This window comes from Bradyrhizobium genosp. L (assembly GCF_015624485.1).
In the GTDB taxonomy this organism is placed as follows: domain Bacteria; phylum Pseudomonadota; class Alphaproteobacteria; order Rhizobiales; family Xanthobacteraceae; genus Bradyrhizobium.
Genome location: NZ_CP061378.1, coordinates 859929 through 879061, shown reverse-complemented (window position 1 = coordinate 879061; position 19133 = coordinate 859929). Strand labels below are relative to the sequence as shown.

The 19133-nt window shown below is 59.6% G+C and carries 20 protein-coding genes; 9 read left to right on the top strand and 11 right to left on the bottom strand.

The annotated features are described in order from the left end of the window. Positions 1-37 precede the first annotated feature (37 nt). From IC762_RS04045 to IC762_RS04000, 10 genes are all read right to left on the bottom strand, one after another. Positions 38-307: a hypothetical protein gene (locus IC762_RS04045; protein ID WP_195787368.1), complete on the bottom strand. Its 270-nt coding sequence runs from the start codon at positions 305-307 to the stop codon at positions 38-40. Continuing rightward, positions 304-654, bottom strand: coding sequence for a hypothetical protein (locus IC762_RS04040; RefSeq protein ID WP_195787367.1), 351 nt, complete (start codon positions 652-654; stop codon positions 304-306). The genes IC762_RS04045 and IC762_RS04040 overlap by 4 nt, the downstream gene beginning before the upstream one ends. A 1-nt stretch (position 655) precedes the next feature. Further along, positions 656-853 (bottom strand): hypothetical protein, encoded by a 198-nt coding sequence (locus tag IC762_RS04035; protein WP_195787366.1) that lies wholly within the window; start codon positions 851-853, stop codon positions 656-658. Positions 854-1216: 363 nt separating this feature from the next. After that, on the bottom strand, positions 1217-1561 hold the full coding sequence (locus IC762_RS04030) for a hypothetical protein (RefSeq protein ID WP_195787365.1): 345 nt from the start codon (positions 1559-1561) through the stop codon (positions 1217-1219). Positions 1562-1722: 161 nt separating this feature from the next. Next, complete coding sequence (locus tag IC762_RS04025) at positions 1723-2694, bottom strand: hypothetical protein (RefSeq protein ID WP_195787364.1); 972 nt, start codon at positions 2692-2694, stop codon at positions 1723-1725. A gap of 69 nt (positions 2695-2763) precedes the next feature. Further along, positions 2764-2940, bottom strand: a complete 177-nt coding sequence (locus IC762_RS04020) for a ribbon-helix-helix protein, CopG family (protein WP_195787363.1) — start codon at positions 2938-2940, stop codon at positions 2764-2766. Between the two features lie 196 nt (positions 2941-3136). Continuing rightward, complete coding sequence (locus IC762_RS04015; RefSeq protein WP_195787362.1) at positions 3137-5737, bottom strand: DEAD/DEAH box helicase; 2601 nt, start codon at positions 5735-5737, stop codon at positions 3137-3139. A gap of 5 nt (positions 5738-5742) precedes the next feature. Next, on the bottom strand, positions 5743-7536 hold the full coding sequence (locus IC762_RS04010; RefSeq protein WP_195787361.1) for a site-specific DNA-methyltransferase: 1794 nt from the start codon (positions 7534-7536) through the stop codon (positions 5743-5745). A gap of 203 nt (positions 7537-7739) precedes the next feature. Continuing rightward, on the bottom strand, positions 7740-8027 hold the full coding sequence (locus IC762_RS04005) for a hypothetical protein (protein ID WP_195787360.1): 288 nt from the start codon (positions 8025-8027) through the stop codon (positions 7740-7742). Between the two features lie 33 nt (positions 8028-8060). Beyond that, positions 8061-8915 (bottom strand): GIY-YIG nuclease family protein, encoded by an 855-nt coding sequence (locus IC762_RS04000; RefSeq protein WP_195787359.1) that lies wholly within the window; start codon positions 8913-8915, stop codon positions 8061-8063. A 342-nt stretch (positions 8916-9257) separates the two neighbouring features. Between IC762_RS04000 and IC762_RS03995 the strand changes: the two genes are divergently transcribed. The 5 genes from IC762_RS03995 (at position 9258) to IC762_RS03975 (ending at position 12906) form a co-directional block, all read left to right on the top strand. Further along, positions 9258-9782, top strand: a complete 525-nt coding sequence (locus IC762_RS03995) for a DUF488 domain-containing protein (protein ID WP_195787358.1) — start codon at positions 9258-9260, stop codon at positions 9780-9782. Next, positions 9733-10467, top strand: coding sequence for a hypothetical protein (locus tag IC762_RS03990; protein WP_246801415.1), 735 nt, complete (start codon positions 9733-9735; stop codon positions 10465-10467). Before IC762_RS03995 ends, IC762_RS03990 begins: the two co-directional genes overlap by 50 nt. A gap of 81 nt (positions 10468-10548) precedes the next feature. Beyond that, positions 10549-11355, top strand: coding sequence for a hypothetical protein (locus tag IC762_RS03985; RefSeq protein ID WP_195787357.1), 807 nt, complete (start codon positions 10549-10551; stop codon positions 11353-11355). A gap of 13 nt (positions 11356-11368) precedes the next feature. Then, entirely contained in the window at positions 11369-12091 is a 723-nt protein-coding gene (locus tag IC762_RS03980; RefSeq protein ID WP_195787356.1) for a hypothetical protein, read from the top strand. Between the two features lie 209 nt (positions 12092-12300). After that, positions 12301-12906: a hypothetical protein gene (locus tag IC762_RS03975; protein ID WP_195787355.1), complete on the top strand. Its 606-nt coding sequence runs from the start codon at positions 12301-12303 to the stop codon at positions 12904-12906. 20 nt (positions 12907-12926) lie between these two features. Here the strand turns inward: IC762_RS03975 and IC762_RS03970 are convergent, their stop codons facing one another. Then, positions 12927-13748, bottom strand: coding sequence for a hypothetical protein (locus IC762_RS03970; protein ID WP_195787354.1), 822 nt, complete (start codon positions 13746-13748; stop codon positions 12927-12929). Positions 13749-14216: 468 nt separating this feature from the next. Between IC762_RS03970 and IC762_RS03965 the strand changes: the two genes are divergently transcribed. The 4 genes from IC762_RS03965 to IC762_RS03950 all read left to right on the top strand — a co-directional run bounded on the left by IC762_RS03965 (position 14217) and on the right by IC762_RS03950 (position 19092). Further along, complete coding sequence (locus tag IC762_RS03965) at positions 14217-14534, top strand: hypothetical protein (protein ID WP_195787353.1); 318 nt, start codon at positions 14217-14219, stop codon at positions 14532-14534. Between the two features lie 242 nt (positions 14535-14776). Continuing rightward, positions 14777-15517, top strand: a complete 741-nt coding sequence (locus IC762_RS03960; protein ID WP_195787352.1) for an outer membrane protein — start codon at positions 14777-14779, stop codon at positions 15515-15517. A 214-nt stretch (positions 15518-15731) separates the two neighbouring features. Continuing rightward, entirely contained in the window at positions 15732-17876 is a 2145-nt protein-coding gene (locus IC762_RS03955; RefSeq protein WP_195787351.1) for a methyl-accepting chemotaxis protein, read from the top strand. 151 nt (positions 17877-18027) lie between these two features. Then, positions 18028-19092 carry an MBL fold metallo-hydrolase gene (locus IC762_RS03950; protein WP_195787350.1) on the top strand — a complete coding sequence of 355 codons (1065 nt, stop codon included), beginning with the start codon at positions 18028-18030 and terminating at the stop codon, positions 19090-19092. The last annotated feature ends 41 nt before the right edge of the window (positions 19093-19133 follow it).

The following is a 19133-nucleotide window of genomic DNA, read 5'->3' as shown; positions in this document are numbered from 1 at the left end:
CGGCGACTCTGGAGCAGCTGAACCACGGTCCAAACATCTAAGCAGTCGGCGGCGACCCTGCCACCTCCCGTTCAACTTCGTCGAGCCTTGCATTGGCTGCCTTGAGAGCAGCCTCAGCCGCCGGCACACCGGCCAGTGCGCATTCATACGCCTCAAGCGCGGCTGCCACAGCGGCCTGAGCGGCGGCAAGGCGCTGGCCTCGTTCGCGGGCAACGAGATGCTGAGCCCGCTGCTCCCGTGCATCGGGCGGAATCGCTTCGATGGCTTCCCGGGTTGCAACTGCACTTCGTGATCTTCGATAGGTCATGCGCGGTTCCTCATGATTTCGTCCATCATGGTCTTGGTGATGCCGGTGGCCTTGGCGTGGCGTGCATGCCATGCGGCATCGAGCGGTCGTTTCCCGCGCATCTCGGCGATTGTCCGTTCCGCGTCGGGCTGTTGCAGCCGGCTGAACCCGCTCGGTGCCCGGTCATGCAGATCGCGAAGATAATCCTGGACGGACAGCGCGCCCTTACCGGGGATCGCGATCAGGTCGCCGTCCAACTTACTTCCAGCGAGGTCGATCGCGACCGTCGCCATGATCGTGGAGTTGAGCACATATCCCTTGGCGCGTGCGGCAGACACGACAGCGTCCTCAATTGGGTCCGTGGTCATCTCAGGCAGCCTCATGTTCGCGGCGAAGGCCGGCGATCAGATATCGCCGCATCTTCGAACTGCGGTTCGCGCATGACGGATCGTCTTGAGCAGCTGCGGCATCAATCCTGTCGAGCAGGATTTTGGGAAGCTTGAGCGCTACGTGCACCATAGGGGACATAACGAGGTCATCTGGTGCGAAGGGGTCGGCTTTTTTCATGTCGGGTTCTCCAAACGCAAAAAACCCGCCGGGCAGGATGCCGAGCGGGCTGGGTTGTCAGTGGTGTAGAAATGCAAAAGGCCCCTCGCGGGGGCCTAGCGTTCAATCGGGTGCCAATGTAGCTAACTTAGATACACGATATGGTGATTTTGTCCAGGGGAGTCAGAAGGAAAATGCAAACTGTCTCTGAAATGCCACTCTCTTTTTATGTGGTGTAAATTGGCGAGTCGGCGAGACATTCCCATAGCCCACGGTGATCGCGTCGCATGGCGTGTAGCGGTCCCGTAGAGCGCGCCTCAAGTTGAGGGCTGGGATGATAGCCTCGGTCACGAAGAATGCCTCAGCGATCGTTACCCGCTACGTCTAGCTACGGTCTTGTGGTGGCGGTCGCCACTTGCAGAAACGGGGACCGCTTGTCTGATCCTCGCGAACGTCGAGCTTTGCGAGCGCACCGATCTTGCCGAACGCGGCGACGGTATCAGGTCGGCTGGCGTGACGCATCTCGACCACGGCGGAGGGGTTCGCACCTTCGCTGAGAAGGTAGCGAGCTACGGACAAGAGAGGCGTGCGGGATGCCGGCAAGGTCGAGCCGTCTGGTAGTGATATCTCGAACCGGCCGCGTCGGTCATCTGCCTCGCGGATGGCGACGCGGTAGCGGCCTGTGGTGGAAGCGTTGCTGTTCGATCGTTCGGTGGTCGTGGTCGTCATGTGGCAGTACCTTGGGGCCGGCGCGCTCGGTGTGGCGGCCGGCATGGGGGGCGATCGTGATGATGATTGTGGAGCGGCCCTCCGTGACGCAGGGTACCGGCTGAAGGACTGACGAAGGGACCGGCAGCGGGGTGAGTGCCGCTGCGGGTCGTGATCGCTGGCTAGATCGCCATGGAGAGCAGGGCTCGGCGTGCCTGCTCCCTTGCCTTGGCGTTATCCAGCCACGGTTTATCGGCGATCCACTTCACGGGATCTGCGCAGAATTGCCGGTCACTTACCTCCTGACCGTGCCGCCGTGCCGCGATCAGGACTGGCTCGAATTTGACGCCGGACTTGGCAACAGAAACCAGTGCGGCCTCTGCGGCCTTGGTGTTCTTTCGCTTCGGATAGGCGTTCCAGAACTGATCACGCCAGTCCGTGGGCCAATCAACCAGCAGATTCTCATTCGCTGGCTTGGATTGCGGATGATCATTATCAACCGAACCAACAGCCGGCCTGCGCTTGCCGGAGGCGAGCGCAGATTGAGGCGGGTCTTTGGGGTGGGTCTCTGAGCGGGGTCCATGAGAAGAGTTGGGTGCGGTGAACGCACCCTCGTCAACAGGTGACCGCACCCCTTCTGACAGGTGACCGCACCCCTCCTCACCGGTCACCGCACCCTCCTCGGGTTGTGGGGGTGCGGTGAACGCACCCCCACATGCGACAGCGAACGCTCCCCAGTTCTTCAGCCGGTACTCGTTGACCTCATCAGATTTTCCTTTCTTGGTGCGTTTGACGTTCAGGACTGCCTTGCACGGGACAAGCTTCGTCTCCCCCTTACAGCGGGTCTCACGCTGGCCGGTTTCCAGCTCATTGACGATGCGCTTTGCAGCGCGTTCGTCCTTCGCGATATCCTTCGCGAGGGTTTTGTAGTTCGGATAGGCGCTTCCCCACCGGCTCTCATCTCCGGAGCGCCCCTCATTCAGACGATCTGTGATGCAGACCAGCGCCCGGAACTGTGCGTCTGTGATCTCGGGATCGTCAGCGTAGGACCGGATCATTTGCAGCTTGCGGCCGGCGGTGATCTGTATCTTCACACCTTCCGGTGACGTGAGGACGGGAGCTTCAAATTTGATTTTTACGTTGTTTCGTGACATAAGAACTCTGCTAGATTTTGAACTTCTCACAGCCCCGGCGCGCCAACGCTGGGGCTTTCTTGTTGGTGGTTACTTCGCAGCGGCCTGGAGCCGTTGCAGACGCTCATCGATGGCCTGCCGCACGAACTCTGACCTGCCCTGACGTAGGTTCAGGCGTGCTTCATCCAGCGCAGCCAGTTGGTGCGCTGATAGCCTGAAGCCGACGTAAGGCCGTGCGGTGTTGGGGTCGTAGAAAAGACGGTTCATGGTTCCTCCAAAAACGAAAACGCCCCGGCGGGATTGCCGAGGCGCGAATAGGTCGACGAGAAAAGCCCCACCTACGGCAGGGCTTTTCTGATCAAATAGTAGCGATGATGATCAAATGCTTATCATCGATATTGGCGAGCGTCAAATTTTTGAACCGGGGATCATTCAAATGGCTGTTGCGGCGCGATGCGGCGCCCTACGGCTTCAAATAAGTCGGCAGCTTGGCCTTCCATTCGCTCATCAGGATCAGCGTCATATCGACAGTCTCTCCAGTCTTCTTTACCAGCTCAAGCGTACCGGCGGCGACGGCGCTGTCCCATTTGAAGTTCTTGGACATGAAGGTCAACACCTCGCGCTTATAAGCAGTGTCAAGATTGTCGAGCTGATCGCCCTTGGTCTCCAGGACGGTGATTCTGGATGCTCCATCCTTGCGGCTAACCGCGAAGATGAAATCTGGATAGATCTTTGCCTTGCGCCAGCCCTGCACCGCATATTGCGAGCGAGCGACATTCCGATGCCACCAACTGAGAGCGACGTCACCATCCAGGTAGACCGCGACGTCGCGTTCATCAGCGTTGAAGTCGTCCTCATACATCGGAGCGAATAGACTTCGTTGCAGGGGTCCGCCGTCTTTGCCGACAAGCTGGCGCGCTCCATCCGGTTGGTTCGTCTCAGTTTCGAATGGCATCTGCCAATTCTGGCCGTCGAGACGGAGCCGAAACTGGATACGTCCCGCCGTGACACCGGCCTTGAATTGGGCTTCCGCCCTCGCTGTTTGCTCCTGATCCAAGCCTTTCCGCAGTTCCTCGACAATAAGACTCGCGACCGCCCCTAGTTTGGCCTCGTCAAAGCCTCGGCTGCGCAACGTGGACAGAAGGCGACCGACGATCTCGCGACCAACGAAAGGATTTGGCAATATGTCGGAGATCATCCGGACGGCATGAGCTGGATCGAACACCAGCACCTCCGAGTTGGCGGCAACAGTTTCACCGACGAACAATTCGTCGCCGTCGTCCGCGAGGCGAATTCGTTGGAGCTGACTTTCAGCCGCTTGAGCGTTCTCCGGAATACGCGCAGCAATATCCTTCGGATCATATCCACGCCAATCAATGCAGGACAGCACGTCGGTTTCGTAGTCGAGGTCGCGAGCGCCATCGCCATCGACCAACAGGACTTTAGGCAGGAAAATCTGGTGTGATGAAAAAGCAGGGCGTCGTTTGATCTTCCGCGATCCCTTGGCTGACTTCTTCGAGTCTTCCTGTGATACCTGCAGCACGAGGTCGCCAAGGCCGTCCTGTTCCAGCCCATCCTTGATTGCGTCAACGACATCGGCGGTCTTAGCGTGGTGTGTAATGACGTGGCATTCGTCGAGCGCGACAATACCCGTCTTGAGTGCGCCGGGCTGACGAAGGATGCGGCCGATCAACTGCGTCATCGCATTGAGATTGGAACTGGCGGCGAGCGCACACAAGACATAGGCGAACGGACAGTCCCATCCTTCCTGGAGCGCCTGCTTGGTGATGATTGCCCTGATACGATTGGTCGGGGACAGCAGGTCCTGGTTTTCGGGTTGGTTCAGGTCGTTCTGCTCCGCGGTCTTGATAGCAATTTCAGCGGCGTCGAAGCCAGCGGTGAGAAGCCAGTCCTGCACGTCCTCGGCATGTATGTGCTTGCTGGAGCGCTGATCGGTCCCGGTGCGCTCGACCTGTATCAGCATGATCGGGCGGATATACCGTCCGGTGTTCGCCTTCAGCTTCCGCGCTTCACGGTCGAGGCTCTTCAGCCGATCCAGTGCGGCGTTCAGTGTTGCCTTCCAGTCGGTGCCCTGCCGTGGATCGAGGTTCAGCGGCATCTTGATCATGCCCTCCCGATCGAGGTCTCGACCCGTGATCTCGACGAGAACGTTGGCGTAACGGGCGTCGCGCGGATTCTTGCCGCCGCGTGGCTGTACGTCCAAAGGAGTGGCCGTCAATTCCAGCACGAAGCAGGGATTGAAACCATAGAGCGTCCGAAACGCGAGATCGGAAATGGCGCGGTGCCCCTCATCGAGCACCACCATGGGCCGAATGATCCGCAAGGCATTTCCAAGCGAATCCTTCACCATCGGGAACATGCCCTCATAGGCGTCAAGGTTGGGCGTCCGAGCAAGAGCAGCTTGATGGGCCTGTTGCTCACCTTCTGGTGGGAAAAAGCCGTGGACGTCGCCGCGGTCCCGAAACATCTTCAGGGAGTCTTGCGTCTCGCGGTTGGCGGATTGCAGCATCAGCAGCATGACGCAGAGATTAGTTTCCACATCGCGCGCGTCGAGCCGATCGGACTTTTCCATGATCCGGACACGACCGGCGGCCGTGCGGTCGAGCGCTTGCCGGTAGGGGTGCTGGCGGTCCTTCAGGTGCTTCAGCGTCTGGGTGTAGATCGCCTCGTTGGGCACGATCCAGAGTACGAAGCCGGTATTGCTATCGAGATACTTGCCCATGACCCGCGAGACGGCCGAAACCGCAAGCCAAGTCTTGCCGCCGCCGGTCGGCACCTTGAGCACGATGTTCGGTACGGGCCTATCGCGCCCGTCAATGCGGGGAGAGAAGGGGATAGCGGTGCGAGAACTTGGCAGCTTGCCATCCGACTTCATTGCGTCCCAAGCCTCCTTTGCGAAGTCCGGGATCGGCAACTTCAAGTGGGGCTTGGTGGCGGCAAATTCCTCCACCTCGTCAGCCCCTCTTTTCTTCGCCTTCAATTCGTCCAGATAAGCGTCGAGCGTCGAGATCACCCGCCCCTGATAGTCAAGTTCGCGGAACATTGTCGTCAGCTCCGCTCAATGCGGTAAAGAGCGAACGGCAGCGGCACGAACTCCAATGGGATGTTTTGCTCGGTCAACATTTTTTGGCTGACGAACCGGGCCGGCGCAAAGACCAAGTGCCGCTTGCCGGGCCTGGCGTCCACGAACGTCTTGGCGCGGGCCAGTGTCAACGCTGCTTCTGGAGTCTTGAGCCAATCGAGATCAGGCTTGTAAATCAGCCAGACGTGTTGGCTTTCGGTCTCGCCGAGATAGAAATCCTTCTGGCGGATTGTTTTCAGATCGATTGCCTCATTGGTCGCCATGTGGAAGAGCGCCGCGCCGATGGCCGCATAGGCTGGCAACGATTCCCCGCTCAGGACCCTGTCGAGTTCGACAGAGTCGCCGAGCGTACAATAGGTAAATTCGCCACCGAGGCCTTCGGCGCGCTTCGTGACGTCCTTCTCACCTGTGACTATCAGTTCTCCATCCTTAACCTGCTTCGTGACGCGGTCGAAGTCCGGGCCTTCCAGATTCTCGATACCCTTGACCCGTTGAACAAGATCGTCGGCGCGTTCAATCGTCCGCCAGTTTAGGCTCTCGCGCAGCAGTTCGGTCTTCTGTGTTCCACTGAACTTGTAACCATTGATAACGCGGCGCACTCGTTCGGCCGTCAGCTTGTCGGCATAGTCCTCCATTTCGACGAGAATGAAACGTCGATTGCCCTCGTCTGCACGGTTTTGCTTGAGGACCGCATGCGCAGTCGAAGCGGTCCCCGCGAACGAGTCTAGTACAATGCTGTCAGGCTTGGTCGCAATCTGAAGAACTCGTTGGATCAACGCCGGTGGCTTGGGTGCGTGAAAGTCAATGGTGTCGTGATCAGAGAAGATAGCCATCAACTCCTTTTTCGACTCCTCAGTGTCACCGACCTCACTGCTTGGCCACAATGTGAGAGGAACCAGGCCCTTCGCATTTTCAGGGAACTGCTTGATTCTCGGCTTTCCGTCGCCTCCCTTCGGCCAGTAGACAAGTCCCTCAGCTTTCAACCTTTCGAATTCGGACTCTGTTGCACCCCAACATCTTCCTTTCGGAGGCTGATGCTTAATCCCGGTTGGTGAGATTATGGTGTACACTTGGTTCTCTCGGAATCCCTGCGCAGAAAAGGGGATCGACGCCCATACGCCGCGTGGATCATTGTCTGGATTGGAATAGCCGTCCTCTGTTGGAAGCAAAAGGTTTCGACGTCGCTTCCACGTATCAGGCAGCGGCTTTGAGTAGACTAGCAAATGGTCGATGCTTGGAGACAGCGTTGCTCTGTTTTCGCGTGAGGTCCGCTTTTGCCAGGCAATTTGGCCAACGCAGCATTCCGATCCAAATATCTCGTCCAGCATGCTTCTTGCCCGATGAACTTCGTTATCATCTAGCGTCATCCATAAACTTCCGTAGTCCGACAGCAGCTCATAGAGGAGCCGCAATCGCGGCCACATCATCGCGCACCATTTGTCGTGGCGCAGGCCGTCCTCGACTCCGACAGGATTGGCGTTGAGCCATTCTTTGATCATCGGAGCGTTGACGTTGTCGTTATAGCCCCAGCCCTCATTTCCAGTGTTGTAGGGTGGGTCGATGAAGATACAGTCCACCTTCGCGGCGTACATCGGTAATAGCGCCTTAAGGGCGTGCAGGTTGTCGCCGTGGATGATCAAATTGCCGTTCAGCGCGGCTGGCCCGATTCCCTTCTTGGGGTTTGGTACCAAGGGACGAAACGGCACCGCCAAATGGTGGTTGTAGACGAACTCCTTACCTTTGAAATTAAGCTCAGTCATTCTGGCCCCCACCCTCGTTCCTTCCAGCGCCATAGCACACGCAACCGGCTCTCGTTCAGCGATAGCAGCTGTAGACTTCACACATCAATCGGAAGATCGTTTAGCCCGCTCTATCAAAAGCATCTCGACGGGCCACGACGTGTCCATTTGCTGCGGGAGCGCTGGTCCAGGTCGCGAATGCACAACTCGTAGCTCTGACGGGATCACGAAGTCGCGAAGGCTGACACATAGTGGATGAAATGGCCGCTCGTGCCTGCGCCGCCAGGTTCGACTTCCACGATTTCGCCGCTCGTCGGGTTCCCGAAGGTCCGCAATTGAGTTTTAGACTTCTCCCACCCTTCAGCCTGAAGAACCCTCGCAAGTCGGCTGATGTGCGAGCGATCAGCGTCGTCATCATGAACGAACGTGAGACGACCATGCTCGACCCAAGCGTCCTCGACCAGCCTGTAGCCCTCTGCCTCGAGCAGTCGCTGCACTTGTTTGCGACTCAACACCATACATCCTTGCGAAGAACAAGAATCTCTTCAACCATCCCGCTGTGTAGGTTGGTCGAGAGCTGAAATTGCTAACTGCTCGCCCTGCGCCTCAGCTTCTTTTAACGACGCCTGCCGCAGCTCCCCATAAGTCGTGTCCGTGCCCGAGACCTTCCAGTTTGCTGGACCACTCATCGATGCTCCGTAGACGACTGATGCGGCCGCGGACGGGCTTGTAAATGCAACGTCACGTTTGAATGTAAGCGTCTGGTTGTCTCCCGAGACCAAGGCGCCCTCCGCTCTTAGGCTTGCTCGCAACGCTTTGTAGCCCGCACCAAGCGTGGCCGTCTCGATATCGCGTGCGACCGAGCCACTTTTCACGATGAAGTCGCCTTCCAACTCGACAGCCTTGGCGGAGGCGGGGCCCACTTTCAATTCAAAGGTGAGCGCCGTTAGGGCAGATGAATTCTGAACGGCTGCACCAGCAGCTTGGCCTTTGGCTGTGGCTATCGGTCGAAGAACGTCTAATCCCAGGACAGGCAACACAATTTCGATCTGATCGAGAAAGTATTCCATATCGGCAACATCTGCCTCAGGTAGTGCCGCGCCGCCGGGAGTGTTTCCATTAGTTGGAGTCGAACGCCCGGCAACTTTTATTCTGTTCGTAAGATGCCGTTCCAAGAATCTTGCGTGTGCGTTAGTCAGATTTTCATCCTTGCTAACGAACACAATGGCCCGATCAAAGAAATCCTTCTTTGGATCGCTATCGTGTTCAACTAGACGTCGCCCTACAGTTTCGCTCTGACCAATGTAAAGCTGTTGGCGAAATGGATCGTCTGGGTCTGCTCCCGTTAGGATATAGACACCAGCGCTTTGCGCCTCTTCACGTTTCAAAAAACCAGCCAACGCTGGTCTCGGTACGACCAGAGCCTTCCCAGTCCAATTCACTATTTCAGCAATAATCAACCCCGCAGGTGTACCATCAGTCAGAAACATCCTTATGGAGCGGCCCCTTTGCGCCATGAAAGCCCCGGTCGTTGTAGGCGAGAAAGTGGCACGCTGCCACGATCGGTTGAGCCCGGCAATAGTACATTTCCCATCGATTCCTGACGGCGTCAGTCTGATCCTCGCCTCCCCGAGAGGCGTTGGATTGAAATTGCGGCTCTAGAATTGTTTCCGGAACGGTCCGACTTGCAACCAGAGCTTAACGAGTGCAAAGCAACATCGGACGATGGAGATGATTTCCCCATGACGACGGTCTACACGATTGGCTACGAAGGCACGGACATCGACAGGTTCGTTGCGACCCTTAAGGCAGTCGGCGTAACCCTCTTGGCCGACGTTAGGGCGCTGCCCTTGTCCCGCAAGAAGGGCTTCTCAAAGAGCCGGTTGCGGGAACGGATCGAAGCCGAGGGCATGCAGTACATCCATCTTGGTGCACTTGGCGACCCCAAGGATGGCCGAGACGCTGCCCGTGCAGGGCGATACGCGGATTTTCGCCGCATCTACCGCAAGCGTCTCGCACAGGCGGAGCCGCAGCAGGCACTCGAGGAGTTGGCAGCCTTGGTCAGGGAGAAGTCTACTTGCCTGATGTGCTTTGAACGCGAACCGTCCGAATGCCATCGACTGATAGTAGCAAGTCAGCTACCTAAGGGAATCAGCACCTTTCACCTCTTTGGTGACGAACCTAGCCGTTATGTCCGCAACGCAGCAAAACTCCCGCGTGGTCGTACTGGTCAAAGCACTACCGCAGCCCAGCAAGAGCTACGGTGAGACGGTTTGCTGCGCCGGTGTAACCACTGACGGGCAGTGGAAGCGGCTCTTTCCTATTCGCTTCCGTCACCTCCAGGGTAGCACATTCAAGCGATGGGACTGGGTCAACTTCGCCTATAGGCGTCCTACCCGCGACCGACGCGTCGAGAGTTGCCACGTATACGAAGACAGCATCTCCGTTGACCGGTCTCTTCCTGAGGACGAGCGAAGCCGCCTCCTCTCACCGCTCATAACTCGATCAGCAGCAGATGCCGCGCGGAAGGGGCTGTCGCTCACGCTCGTCCGCCCCCGCAAGGCCAAATTCATCGCGAAGCTGAAATCAGTTGCGGACATCGCCGAGGAGAGGGATGCCTTCAGGCTGGCGGCGCAGCAGACATCCATCTTCGACAAGGAGCTGGCCGAGCTGGATCCCTCTCCATTCGATTTCCGATTTCAGTTTGAGGATGACGATGGTACGCACAACTACCAGAATGGTGATTGGGAGACCCACGCCATGTTTTGGCGCTGGAAGAAGATGCATGGGGAAACTGAAGCACTGACGCGGATGGCAGAGGTTTACAACGAGCACTACCCCGCAAAGGGAATGGTATTCGCCTTGGGTAACATGGCGAAGCGTCCTCAGACGTGGCAACTGCTCGGCGTCCTGCGGTTGGACGAGATCAAGCAGAACGATCTCTTTGGATAGCGGCTAACGGTCGTGCGACTGCTGACTCCGTTGCGCCGATGGCCATCTAAAATGCACTGAAACGAACAGCTTGAGGGACCAATGCCATTCCCAGCTACTGTCTTTAACGTCCTGATCGCATCGCCGTCTGATGTGCCTCAAGAGCGCGTGGCTATTGCTGAATGCTTGTACGCTTGGAACGCCCTGCACTCGAAGGATACCGGTAAGGTGCTCCTGCCAATGATGTGGGAGTCCCATAGCGCTCCCTCTATGTCCGATAGACCGCAAGAAGTGATCAATGAGCAGTTGGTCCGCAAGTGCGACATGTTGATTGGAGCTTTTTGGACGCGCCTTGGTTCTCCGACGGGAAAAGCGAAGAGCGGAACCGTCGAGGAAATCAACTGGTGCATGAAGCAAAAAAAGCCGGTCATGCTCTATTTCTCTAAACAACGGGTCGACCCTGACAACTTAGACACGTCGCAGTTCGAGGAGCTGAAGCAGTTTAGAGAAAGCCTCAAGCACAAGGGACTCTTGGAGCAGTACGAAAGCATTTCCGAACTGACCGAGAAACTGTCGCGTCAGACAACTATTATCATGCGTGAAATGAGCGTCACCTCCACCGTCGATGCACAAGCGGTGAAGAAGGCAATTAAGGAATCAGACGATACAAAGAAGCCGGAGCAAGTAGGGCAACCGAAAGACGGCATGCTCATGGAGGAGTATACGGAGAAGTCGTTCATTCTGGTCGGTGACACCGTTGCCTTGAAGGATCAGATCAAAGAGATTGGAGCATCTTGGACACGCACAAGGCATGGCTTCTACGCTTGGTGCTTCTCAAAGAAGAAGATTGGCAAGGTTGCAGAACTTTTAAACGCGCCCGCGACTCTCGCGCCCGCAAGGGACGCGTGACCCAGGAACACAGATGCCCAAGAAGCGCGCCTCCTTAGATAGCGATGAAGCTGTACGGCGCACAAAGCTCATTGCTCCATTGCTGGCCACCGATACATGGTTTGCGCTGCGAGCGAGGGCAACTCTGCATGCCGCAAATGATGTCGTAAGCGACGACAGGTTTAATCGTCCCACTCCTTTCGGCGACACCTTCAACGTGACGCAAAATAGCCTGGCACTGACCGTTGCGCTCGCCCTGGCTCGCCTGTTTGATGTGTCCGACCCTGACCGATACCCCATCGAGCTACAGGACAAGGCCTCGATTCCGGTTCTCGCACACCTGCTCATGCGGAAGGATGTCCAAGAAAGCCTTACGAGGGACGCTCGCGGGTGGCACCCACAGCTAATTGACGGAGCGGAGTTGGGCGAAGCTAGTTGCCAAGACGCATTCTCTTCCGCTCTCGCCCTACATGAAATGTACGTGAACTCGGAAAGTTATCAGGACGCCCAATCACGGCTTCGCAGCTTCAGAACGGGTCGGCTGGCTCATCACTTGTTCGACGATCCGCCATCTGACCTTCCGCGCTTCGATGACCTTGATACTCTCGGGGACTTCGCGAAACGGTTCGCTCGGGCAGCGGTACTTGCTGTCGTAGGACACGACCGCGACCTCAACCACGAGGAGGAAATCAAATCGAAGATGGACAGGAAGTTCTGGGACGTGGCCCTTTCAGCCGCGCTCATCGCCAACAAGTAAAGCTCCTTTCAGCGAAGCATTGCGGCCACGAGTGATACACGCAATGGCACCGTAAGAACCTCAACGAGGGTGGCAAGATTCGTTGACCGCGAGAGCAATCCTTAGGACGGAGATCTATCTTCGCAACGTGAAGCCGGGGCTGACGGCGCTCACGCGGTTTCAACCAAGGCCTGAGAACGCCCTTCGCGGCAGATATCGCGAGATCGAAGATGCAGGACGATTGCGAACGAATACGGAAAGACCTTGCCGAGCTGTTCAGCCACGCCTACGGGCGGGATCTCGACGCGCTGCTAACCGCGCGAGGGCGCCAGCTTTGGATCATCGGAATCGATTCGAAGAAGCGCGAGATGGTAGATGTCTGCGGGATGATCGACCCGCAGCTGTTCGACTCTAAAATCCGTCGGACCTACGACGATACCGACGCGGGCTTCATGGCAGACGCCCACATACCGCTCGGTATCACCGACGTGAAGGCGGATTGCTTCCTTCTGAACGTCGAACATTTCGGCAAGGGGCGCGACTTTCTGCACCCGCTGATGGTGCACGAATTGGCGCATTACCTCGACCAAATAGGCGAAGACCCAGCCGCATCGGACAAGGACAAAAACAACGCGGCCGCGATGCTGATCTCGATGACGCCGAACGTTCGAAACCTCCCCGCGCACAATCACCGCTGGGCGCAGCACCTCGCGGTCGGCGCACGGCGTCTGGTGACTGATGGCCAGAGCGGCCACAAGACGATCAGAGAATTCGCGGAGGCCGCCATCCCTTGGTACGATCGCCGACCACGCTGGGACATCTCGATACGGGAGTGACGGATGCCGCCCAAGCCCGATTAGAGACCAAGGGCGGATCGAAAGCGTCGCCAAAGTCGCTGTACGAGGCCGACGCGTTCCGCCGGCAAGTCCCTGGCCAACTCGACTAGCATCCTTCGACCAATCTCCTCGACCATCGCGAAGTCGGAGAGCATCTGCGGGTGAAAGACAATTCTCGGCGATCTCTCGGAGAGCGAGTGCACCATTACCGGTTGAAACTGGACATGCTTCATCTGCTCGCCGGTCAAGCGATCGAATTCCTGTGGATCTCCGATGACCGCCTCCTTCGCAGCCTGCAGATCGTCGTACGACTTCTTGTCGACGATCGCGTATCGCGGAATGTACAGCGGTATGCGATGCGCCAAAGCGTGCCGAAAGTCCGCCAGATGCTTGAACCAGTCCTGGTGGGCATCCAGGTAACCCCTTAACTGAGGGGAAAAGGTCCGTCGGATCTCCTTATACTTCTTTCCCAAGCCGACTCGCGTCTCCTTGAGTTGGCCACCTTCCCGATTCTTGATGCCCCGCTCCTCGACCCACGTCCAAGCCAGATTGTCGAGCGCTCCGAAGACGTTGAATAGAAACGCCTGAACGTAGGCCGCCGCATCGACACAAGCCTCGGTGGTCGGTATGGCGTCCTCGTTGGGAGGCAAACGGTCGAACACGTTCTCTATGCAATGGGTCAGCAAGGTGATGCGTCGAGAGAAGCCGTGCGTCGCGAATTCGCGGGCCCGGTCGTTCCTGAACGCAAATGACGCGAAGGCGATGACGAGTGCATTCGAGCGTTCGTCCATCGATTGGAAACCACCCGCCATCTCATCGATGGCTTTCTGACTAAAGAACATCGGCTTCCCGCCCCGGATGCACCGGAACATAAGGTACCATATCGGCAAGCCAGAGAAGCGCCGGCAACGCACGGGAGCTGATCGTCTAGCTCCCCGATAATTGTTGCGGTCTTGCGACACCAGCCGGTGCAGCTAAGGGGCTTCTCCCTAGGGACCTTGCCGCGAATGTGCTAATGTTGCTACGCGCGCCACCCAAGGGTGCCACACAAGAATTGATCGCCGGACCCAAAAATCTAATAAAATCAACAGACTATGGGATAGACAGCACAGTTCAATCCTGTCTGGCAGCACCATTTCTCGATCATCTACACCATCGTTTTCGCGACGCTGGCGGTGCGTGAGCGCCACCCCATCATCACCGCAACATCAACCGCGAACACACTGCCGACCCATTTCCAACCGAACTGTCCGTGCAAACACGTCACGCGACTTTGATTCCATACCTGATTGCCCCGGAGCCCAACCCGAGTGACCGGCCCAGAGTTCAAGAAATTGCGCGAAGACCTCGGCGAGGCGATCGGCCGGAAGCTGACGACGTCGGACATGGCCAGGCTGTGCGGACTGCCGACCAGCAGCGCCGACAAGGTCCGCAAATGGGACGTCACCGGCCCGACGCCTGCGGTCGCCAAGCTGCTCGGCGTGCTGGCGATGGCGAGCGAGCGCTATCCGATCCTGGAGAAGTTCGACGTGTTCGATCGTCACGACATCCCGGTCAAGGATCGCGCCGCGCGCCGCCGCGCGTTCCGCGAGCAGATGTGCGACGACGTGCGCAAGCGGCTCGGTTAAGCGACGGGCGCCGCGCGCGCCGCGCCAAGCCCTTGGTGTTAAGCCTCGGTGTTAAGCCTTGGTTCATTCCGGCTTAAGCGTTCGTTAGGCACAAGAAAACGTTTACCGGCAAAGCCTGCGACTTAACGGCCCGCGCAGGCTTCGGGTGACAGCATTTTATTCAAATCCGGTTTAACTCGCGGCACGGAGGGCGCCGGCACACGACGGGTGTCTTCACATGACTTGTCCGGAGACTGATCCTCATGAAGACCTATCTGCTCGCAACCGCAGCCGCGGTGACCGCCGTCGCCGCTTTTGGCGCGACCGCCCAGGCCGCCGACCTCGGCGCCCGCCCCTATTACCAGAAGGCGCCCGCTTACGCCGCGCCGCTCTACAACTGGACCGGCTTCTATCTCGGCGGCCATCTCGGCGGCGTGTTCGCCGACAACAGCACCTTCAACGGGCTGGCGCTGACCGACTCCAGCTCCCGCTTCATGGGCGGCGTGCAGGCCGGCTATGACTGGCAGATGTCGCCGAACTGGGTGATCGGCGTCGAAGGCCAGTATTCATGGGTCGGCGGCCACCAGCTCAACGCGATCTTCCCGGGCGGCTATGTCTACAACAACGATCAGCGCGGCATCGCCTCGGTTACCGGCCGCCTCGGCTACACCTGGGGCCCGGGCCTGATCTATGTGAAGGGCGGCTACGCCTATTCCGACAACAACGAGAAGGTGACGCTGGGCGGCGTGCCGGTGGCGTTCGCGCTCAGCGACGACCACCAGAACGGCTGGACCATCGGCGGCGGCGCCGAATACATGTTCGCCCCGAACTGGTCGGCGAAGGTCGAGTATCAGTACTACGACTTCGGCGACAGCCGCTTCACCGGCCCCGGCGCGCTGGTGCCTTATGGCAGCTTCCACAACGACGAGCACACCGTGAAGGCGGGCATCAACTACCGCTTCAACCTCGGCAGCTTCGGTGCCCCGGTGGCCGCGCGCTATTGAGGAGCGCAGTCCACAACCGTGAATGGAAAGGCCGGCGCACGCCGGCCTTTTTGTATTGAAATGCGCGCATCAATCCCACTGCGCAGAAAACGCAGCCGCTGAAACCGCACAAAAATCGCGCCGATTGCCACAATTTTCCCGATTTTATTAACCCGCCGCATCGATACTGCCGCGCCGGGGAAACATCCAAGGGTAGTGCGGGGGATACGGGGCAATGGCGTTTCGGTTCAAGCTCGGCAAACTCAATCTCAAGCGGACACGGCTGCCGCAGATGGGCGTCAGGGGCAGCCTGTTCGCGGCGTTTGCCGTGATCGCCGCCATGGCGCTGGTGATCAGCGCCGGCGCCGGCATGGTGCTGCATCAGCTCGGCGGCACCATGACCGATCTCAGCGGCCGCGACATTCCGCGTCTTGCCGCGAGCCTGCAACTGTCCGCGCAGAGCGCCTCGCTCGCGGCCCAGGGGCCGGCGCTGCTTGCAGCCCAGAGCGACGACGCACTCGCCGAGCGCGCCAAGAAGATCATGGAGGTGCAGCAGCAGACCTCGGCCAAGCTTGGCGAGCTGATCGAGCTCGGCGCCGACAAATCGGTGGTCGCGGCGCTCACCGACAACATCAAGAACAGCGACGATGCCTCCAAGAGCCTGGTCTCCGCGGCGCACGAGCGGCTCGATATCGCCGCGCTGCGCGACAACACCTACAATGCGCTGCGCAAGGCGCAGACCGCGTTCGTCGGCGCCGCCAATCCCGCGATGCTCGACGCGCAGACCCGGCTCAACGCCATCCTCGGCTCGGCCGAAGTGTCCGCGGATGACGCCACCGAGGCGGCCCGCACCGTCGGCCAGATCGGCAACGTGCTCGCCGCCGGCAACCTGATGGCGGCCGACATGACCGCGGCGCTGTCGGCCAATTCCAGCGAGACGCTGGATGCGATCGAGGAGGAATTCAAGAAGGGCCGCGACCGTATCAAGTCCAACCTGGAGGACCTGCCGAACAATCCGTCGATCGTCGCGGTGCGCGGCACCGCCGAGAAGCTGCTCGCGCTCGGCGAGGGCAAGACCGGCGTGTTCAAGATCCGCCAGAAGGAACTCGACTCGATCGACTACGGCCAGACCATCCTGGAAGAGACCCGCAAGCTCAATGTCGGGCTCGGCATCAGCGTCCAGCAACTGGTCGACGCCGTCCGCAAGGAAACCGATACGTCGACCTTCCAGACCCGGCAGCAGATCTCGGTCGCGACCATGGCGATGATCGGCCTCGGCGCGCTGACCCTGGTCGGCTCATTCCTGTTCGTCTGGCTCTATGTCGGACGCAACATCCTGCGCCGCATCCGCGGTCTCCAGCGCTCGATGCAGCTGTTGTCCGACGGCGACCTCGACACCGAGATTCCGCAGAGCCGGCAGCGCGACGAGATCGCCGTGATGGCCGACTCGCTGCAGATCTTCCGCGAGAGCATGCTCGAGGGCCGCGAGCTCACGGCGAGCCAGAACCAGGACCGCGCCGCCAAGGCCGAGCGCGCCTCGCGCATGGAGACCCAGATCGCCGAGTTCGAATCCACCGTCCGCAATGCGCTCGGCGGCCTGCAGACCTCGGCGAATTCGATGCAGACCACCGCACAGAGCATGTCGGCGACCGCCGACCAGTCCAGCGCGCTGGTCAGCGCGGTGGCGTCCGCCGCCGAGGAGACCTCGGTCAACGTGCAGACTGTGTCGGCCGGCACCGAGGAGCTGTCGTCGTCGATCTCGGAGATCGGCCGCCAGGTCGTCACCTCGGCCGAGATCGCCCGCAAGGCGGTAGAGGAGGCCAAGGCCACCGACACCACGATGCAGGGCCTTGCCGACAACGCCGCGCGCATCTCGGTCGTGGTCGATCTGATCCAGACCATTGCCTCGCAGACCAATCTCCTGGCGCTCAATGCCACTATCGAGGCGGCGCGTGCCGGCGAGGCCGGCCGCGGCTTTGCCGTGGTCGCCTCCGAGGTGAAGAATCTGGCGAGCCAGACGGCCAAGGCGACCGAAGAGATCCGCCAGCAGATCGTCAGCATGCAGGAGGTCACGACCACCGCTGTCACAGCGATTCGCAACATCTCCAGCACGATCGGCGAGATCAACGACGTCACGACAGCGATCGCGGCCGCCGTCGAGGAACAGGGTGCTGCGACCCGCGAGATCGCCCGCAACATCCAGCACGCCGCCGGGGGCACCAGCGAAGTGTCGAGCAACATCGTCGGGGTCTCGACCGCCTCCGCCGAAGCCGGCGCCGCCGCGACCGACGTGCTGAGCGCCTCCGACGCGCTGCGCCGCGAGGCCGACGTGCTGCGCGCCGAGATCGACGGGTTCTTGTCGAATATTCGGGCGGCTTAGCGGTGTCGTCGTTCCGGGATGGTCCGAAGGACCAGACCCGGAACCTCGAGATTCCGGGTTCGCCTCTTCGAGGCGCCCCGGAATGACGGCGGGAATAGCCCACCCGATTTTTCGGCTGGCGCGGCGCCCGATGTGCCGCTAAGCCCGTAGCATGGACAAGAAGACCGACAGCATCGCCTCCTCGGCGGAGGCATTGAGATACCCCTGGGAGAACCATCCCGGCCACGACGAGGTCGTGGAGGTGATGCCGGGCGTGCTGTGGGCGCGGCTGAAACTGCCGTTCCGCCTCAACCATGTGAACATCTACCTGCTCGCCGATGGCGACGGCTGGACCATGGTGGATTCCGGCTTCGGCAACGAGGAATCGATTGCGGCCTGGACCACGCTGTTCGACGGACCGCTGAAGCACGTCAAGGTCACCCGCCTGATCGTGACCCATTCGCATCCCGACCATGTCGGGCTTGCGGGGTGGATCACCGAGCGCTTCAACTGCCCGCTGCTGATGTCGCAGGTCGAATATCTGCAATCGGTCTATCACCAGAACCGCGGCACCGAGGAGCGCCGCAATGCGCAGCGGCTGTTCTTCCGCCGCCACGGCATGGACGAGGACCTCACCGAAAAGCTGCTCGGCCGCGGCCAGGACTATCTGAAGCGGGTGTCGGTGCTGCCGCCGTCCTATCACCGGCTCACCCATGGCGACGAGGTCGTGATCGGCTCGCGGCGCTTCAAGGTGATCACCGGCGGCGGCCACGCGCTCGACCAGGTGATGCTGTATTGCGCCGCCGACAAGCTGTTTTTGTCGGCCGACCAGGTGCTGAGCAAGATCTCGCCCAATGTCAGCGTCTGGGCGGTCGAGCCCGAGCAGAATTCGCTCGGCGAATATCTCGCCTCGCTCGCGAGCCTCACCACCACCCTGCCCTATGATCTGCTGGTGCTGCCTGGCCACGGCGTGCCGTTCTACGGCCTGAAGACCAGGATCAAGCAGCTCGCCGACCACCACGAGGAACGCTGCCGGCTGATCGCCGAAGCCTGCCGCGAGGTGCCGCAGACCTCCAAGGAACTGGTGCCGGTCGTATTCCACAAGCACGTGCTGGACGAGCACCAGATGGGCTTTGCCGCCGGCGAACTGGTCGCCCATGTCAACTACATGCTGGTCGAGGGCCGGCTGACTGCCGAGACCGGCGGCGACGGCATGCTGCGCTTCAGGACGACCTGAGCAGCAGCCCTTCTCGCCGATTGGATCCGAATTCGACCCGG

Coding starts and splice junctions, on each gene's coding strand:
- IC762_RS04045 (WP_195787368.1), bottom strand. CDS start 307: ATGACCTATCGAAGATCACGAAGTGCAGTTGCAACCCGGGAAGCCATC.
- IC762_RS04040 (WP_195787367.1), bottom strand. CDS start 654: ATGACCACGGACCCAATTGAGGACGCTGTCGTGTCTGCCGCACGCGCC.
- IC762_RS04035 (WP_195787366.1), bottom strand. CDS start 853: ATGAAAAAAGCCGACCCCTTCGCACCAGATGACCTCGTTATGTCCCCT.
- IC762_RS04030 (WP_195787365.1), bottom strand. CDS start 1,561: ATGACGACCACGACCACCGAACGATCGAACAGCAACGCTTCCACCACA.
- IC762_RS04025 (WP_195787364.1), bottom strand. CDS start 2,694: ATGTCACGAAACAACGTAAAAATCAAATTTGAAGCTCCCGTCCTCACG.
- IC762_RS04020 (WP_195787363.1), bottom strand. CDS start 2,940: ATGAACCGTCTTTTCTACGACCCCAACACCGCACGGCCTTACGTCGGC.
- IC762_RS04015 (WP_195787362.1), bottom strand. CDS start 5,737: ATGTTCCGCGAACTTGACTATCAGGGGCGGGTGATCTCGACGCTCGAC.
- IC762_RS04010 (WP_195787361.1), bottom strand. CDS start 7,536: ATGACTGAGCTTAATTTCAAAGGTAAGGAGTTCGTCTACAACCACCAT.
- IC762_RS03995 (WP_195787358.1), top strand. CDS start 9,258: ATGACGACGGTCTACACGATTGGCTACGAAGGCACGGACATCGACAGG.
- IC762_RS03985 (WP_195787357.1), top strand. CDS start 10,549: ATGCCATTCCCAGCTACTGTCTTTAACGTCCTGATCGCATCGCCGTCT.
- IC762_RS03980 (WP_195787356.1), top strand. CDS start 11,369: ATGCCCAAGAAGCGCGCCTCCTTAGATAGCGATGAAGCTGTACGGCGC.
- IC762_RS03975 (WP_195787355.1), top strand. CDS start 12,301: ATGCAGGACGATTGCGAACGAATACGGAAAGACCTTGCCGAGCTGTTC.
- IC762_RS03970 (WP_195787354.1), bottom strand. CDS start 13,748: ATGTTCTTTAGTCAGAAAGCCATCGATGAGATGGCGGGTGGTTTCCAA.
- IC762_RS03960 (WP_195787352.1), top strand. CDS start 14,777: ATGAAGACCTATCTGCTCGCAACCGCAGCCGCGGTGACCGCCGTCGCC.
- IC762_RS03955 (WP_195787351.1), top strand. CDS start 15,732: ATGGCGTTTCGGTTCAAGCTCGGCAAACTCAATCTCAAGCGGACACGG.
- IC762_RS03950 (WP_195787350.1), top strand. CDS start 18,028: ATGGACAAGAAGACCGACAGCATCGCCTCCTCGGCGGAGGCATTGAGA.